Genomic DNA, 1,174 nt, shown 5'->3' on the forward strand with positions numbered 1-1,174 from the left:
CGGGACTTGGAAGCCCCGCCCGGCGTACAAATTCAGCCGGCGACAGGTCATTGAGAGTCGAGTGAGGCCGACTCTCGTTGTAGTCCCGCCGCCAGTCCTCGATGATCGCTTTGGCCTCTTCCAGCGTTTCAAACCAGTGCAAGTTCAGGCACTCGTCCCGGAATGATCCGTTAAACGTCTCGATGTGGCAATTGTCCGTGGGTTTTCCCGGGCGACTGAAGTCGATCCGTGCCTTGTGATGGTACGCCCAAAGATCGAGCAACTGCCCTGAGAATTCGGCGCCGTTGTCGACAAAAAGATAATGGGGAGGACCTCGATGTGCAGCCAGTCGGTTTAACGTGGCGACTACATGCTCGCTTCGCAGACGCTGACCCACTTCGATCGCCAGCGCTTCCTTGCTGAAGACGTCGACAATCGTCAGCGTACGGAATTTCATGCCGTTAGCGAGCTGATCCGCCACAAAGTCCATGCTCCACGCTTCGTTGGGTTTGGTCGGCTTGATCTTTGCCTGGCGTGTCACGACCATCTTGCGCCGCCTGGGCAGTTTCGAGCGAAGCTGCAGCTGCTCTTCGCTATAGAGCCGATACATCTGGTTTTTACCCAGCTGCCAGCCTTCGCGCTTGAGAAGCACGTGGATGCGACGGTAACCATAACGCACCCGTGTCTTTGCAATCTCTCGCATACGCCTTCGCAATGCCTGCTTCGGATCCTTGATGCTCCGATAGTACTGGACGCTGCGCGATTGCTTCATCAACCTGCAGGCCCGCCGCATATTCAAGTCATAATGGCTCACGATGTAGTCCACTACTTCACGTTTCAGCGCGGGCCGGGCCACTTTTTTGATGCAACGTCCTGCAGGATTGCCCGGTCCAGACTCAACTCGGCAACCAGCTTCTTGAGCCGTCCGTTCTCTTCCTGCAGTTGCTTGAGCTCCCGCACCTGATCCGACTGCATCCCCGCGTACTGCTTCTTCCAGCGGTAGAACGTCTGTTCCGAGATTCCCACCTGCCGGATTAGATCCGCCACCGGCATCCCCAGTTCCGCCTGCTTCAATACCGCTACGATCTGTTCTATTGAAAACCGCTTCTTCTTCATGGCAAACAGCCCTCCTTTCAAGGTCAAGTTTGCCGAAAAACTCACTTTCTGTCTGGTCCTGAATTCCTAAAGCAGATCA

1 protein-coding gene is annotated in these 1,174 nt (G+C 55.6%); it reads right to left on the bottom strand.

The annotated features are described in order from the left end of the window. Positions 1-1,095, bottom strand: a protein-coding gene (locus tag C8R21_RS15540) for an IS3 family transposase (RefSeq protein ID WP_107763492.1) whose coding sequence is annotated in 2 segments (ribosomal slippage) — positions 1-843 and positions 843-1,095 — 1,096 coding nt annotated over the 2 segments. Because the reading frame shifts where the segments join, the coding sequence is not laid out codon by codon here. This gene is flagged as partial in the annotation. Positions 1,096-1,174 lie beyond the last annotated feature (79 nt).

It is taken from the genome of Nitrosospira multiformis, from assembly GCF_003050865.1.
Classification (GTDB): Bacteria; Pseudomonadota; Gammaproteobacteria; order Burkholderiales; family Nitrosomonadaceae; genus Nitrosospira; species Nitrosospira multiformis_E.